Genomic DNA, 3,527 nt, shown 5'->3' on the forward strand with positions numbered 1-3,527 from the left:
GCTTCACAGTCTCCCACCTATCCTACACAAGCTGCACCGAACACCAATACCAAACTATAGTAAAGGTCTCGGGGTCTTTCCGTCCTGCTGCGCGTAACGAGCATCTTTACTCGTACTGCAATTTCGCCGAGTTCATGGTTGAGACAGCTGGGAAGTCGTTACTCCATTCGTGCAGGTCGGAACTTACCCGACAAGGAATTTCGCTACCTTAGGATGGTTATAGTTACCACCGCCGTTTACTGGGGCTTAAATTCTCAGCTTCGCACGCAAGCGCGCTAACCGGTCCTCTTAACCTTCCAGCACCGGGCAGGAGTCAGTCCGTATACATCGTCTTGCGACTTCGCACGGACCTGTGTTTTTAGTAAACAGTCGCTTCCCACTGGTCTCTGCGGCCCACACCCGCAACAGAAGAGCAAGTCTTCCTCACGGGGCAGGCCCCCCTTCTTCCGAAGTTACGGGGGCATTTTGCCGAGTTCCTTAACCATGATTCTCTCGATCGCCTTGGTATTCTCTACCTGATCACCTGTGTCGGTTTCGGGTACGGGCGGACTGGGACCTCGCGCCGATGCTTTTCTAGGCAGCATAGGATCACCGAATCACCCACCAAAGTGGGCGCCTATCAGGTCTCAACCATCATGAACGGCGGATTTGCCTACCGTTCGGCCTACACCCTTGGACCAGGTCAATTCCATTGCCTGGCTCGGCTACCTTCCTGCGTCACACCTGTTAATACGCTGACCTCACAGCCTCGGTTCCCAGCCCCGCACACAACAACAACACCCGAAGGTGCCATACGCCGTGCTTGGAGGTGGTTAGCATCAACTGCTCAGTATGGGCGGTCCTTCGCCGGTACGGGAATATCAACCCGTTATCCATCGACTACGCCTGTCGGCCTCGCCTTAGGCCCCGACTAACCCAGGGCAGATTAACTTGACCCTGGAACCCTTGATCATTCGGCGGACGGGTTTCCCACCCGTCATTCGCTACTCATGCCTGCATTCTCACTCGTGTAGCCTCCACCGCTGGTTTCCACCGCGACTTCACCGGCCACACGACGCTCCCCTACCCATCCAGGCCACTGGACCACAAAGGCCTATGAAACACCTGGATGACGCAACTTCGGCGGTGTGCTTGAGCCCCGCTACATTATCGGCGCGGAATCACTTGACCAGTGAGCTATTACGCACTCTTTCAAGGATGGCTGCTTCTAAGCCAACCTCCTGGTTGTCACAGCAACTCCACATCCTTTTCCACTTAGCACACGCTTAGGGGCCTTAGTTGGCGTTCTGGGCTGTTTCCCTCTCGACCATGAAGCTTATCCCCCACAGTCTCACTGCTACGCTCTGACTTACCGGCATTCGGAGTTTGGCTAAGGTCAGTAACCTTGTAGGGCCCATCGCCTATCCAGTAGCTCTACCTCCAGTAAGAAACACGCAACGCTGCACCTAAATGCATTTCGGGGAGAACCAGCTATCACGAAGTTTGATTGGCCTTTCACCCCTACCCACAGCTCATCCCCTCCATTTTCAACTGAAGTGGGTTCGGTCCTCCACACGCTCTTACACGCGCTTCAACCTGGCCATGGGTAGATCACTTCGCTTCGGGTCTAGACCGTGCCACTAAAACGCCCTATTCAGACTCGCTTTCGCTACGGCTTCCCCACACGGGTTAACCTCGCGACACAGCACTAACTCGCAGGCTCATTCTTCAAAAGGCACGCCATCACACGGGACAAGCCCATGCCCTGACGGTTTGTAAGCACACGGTTTCAGGTACTATTTCACTCCCCTCCCGGGGTACTTTTCACCATTCCCTCACGGTACTGATTCACTATCGGTCATCAGGTAGTATTCAGGCTTACCAGGTGGTCCTGGCAGATTCACACGGGATTCCTCGAGCCCCGTGCTACTCGGGTACCTATACAAGAACGGCGGCACGCATTACACCTACGGGACTATCACCCTCTCCGGTCCGGCATTCCAACCGATTCACCTATACGCCCGCACCTCGCTCCGCCAACCAGATAGGGTCAGCACATATAAGCCCCACAACCCCGGTGATGCAACGCCTATCCGCTATCACACACCAACCGGTTTAGCCCCATCCGCGTTCGCTCGCCACTACTAACGGAATCACTATTGTTTTCTCTTCCTGCGGGTACTGAGATGTTTCACTTCCCCGCGTTCCCTCCACGCAACCTATACATTCAGTCACGGGTCACACCACATAACATGGTGCGGGGTTTCCCCATTCGGAAATCCTGGCCTCAACGTCCGGTTATCGACTCCACCAGGCTTATCGCAGATTCCCACGTCCTTCATCGGCTCCTGATGCCAAGGCATCCACCGTGCGCCCTTAAAAACTTTCAACAACAAACATGTCAAAAACGCCTCAAAAACATTTTGAGCAACAAAACAATCAACAAAATCACAAAACAAGGACAAACACACCACACCCAAAAGCATGCGGTTCATCCCGTTCTATAAGATGCTCGCGTTCACTATACAGTTCCCAAACAACAACCCCACACCCCCGGCAACCAACAAGCACACCCCCACAACAAAAAGGGGGGCCCACCCATCCACCAGGGACACAGGAAAAAGACACACCAAGAACCCCACACCCACCACAACCAAGCGACCACCCCGGAAACACATTCCGGAACAACCACCCGCCATGACACAGCATGAGAGCTTGTTGCCTCAAAACCCAACAGCGCACCAAACCACAACACCGCACACCCACCACACACCCCCTTTCCAACACCCCCACCCCCACAACAGGGACAGAACATGCGTACTAGGAAGCACACGGCAACCACACGGCCATAGCCAACACCCCACACCCACCACCAACCCCCACACGGAGGAAGGACACGCAGACATGCTTTACCGGTATTGAGTTCATTGATATTCCACCCATGAGCAACCCACCCGACAACACTCGTGACGGAAATGGGCAACCAACTAATGGTTAGCTCCTTAGAAAGGAGGTGATCCAGCCGCACCTTCCGGTACGGCTACCTTGTTACGACTTAGTCCCAATCGCCAGTCCCACCTTCGACGACTCCCCCCACACAAGGTGGTTAGGCCATCGGCTTCGGGTGTTACCAACTTTCGTGACTTGACGGGCGGTGTGTACAAGGCCCGGGAACGTATTCACCGCAGCGTTGCTGATCTGCGATTACTAGCGACTCCGACTTCATGGGGTCGAGTTGCAGACCCCAATCCGAACTGAGACCGGCTTTTAGGGATTAGCTCCACCTCACAGTATCGCAACCCATTGTACCGGCCATTGTAGCATGCGTGAAGCCCAAGACATAAGGGGCATGATGATTTGACGTCATCCCCACCTTCCTCCGAGTTGACCCCGGCAGTCTCCCATGAGTCCCCGGCATAACCCGCTGGCAACATGGAACGAGGGTTGCGCTCGTTGCGGGACTTAACCCAACATCTCACGACACGAGCTGACGACAACCATGCACCACCTGTGAACCAGCCCCGAAGGGAAACCCCATCTCTGAGGCG

Annotated in this window: 2 rRNA genes; both read right to left on the reverse strand. The window is 54.9% G+C overall.

Features of this window, described 5'->3' with window-relative positions:
* Positions 1–2,369, reverse strand: a 23S ribosomal RNA gene (locus tag OK351_RS17780); the annotation flags it as partial.
* A 616-nt stretch (positions 2,370–2,985) separates the two neighbouring features.
* A 16S ribosomal RNA gene (locus tag OK351_RS17785) occupies positions 2,986–3,527 on the reverse strand; the annotation flags it as partial.

It is taken from the genome of Glutamicibacter sp. MNS18 (assembly GCF_026107515.2).
Taxonomy (GTDB): domain Bacteria; phylum Actinomycetota; class Actinomycetes; order Actinomycetales; family Micrococcaceae; genus Glutamicibacter.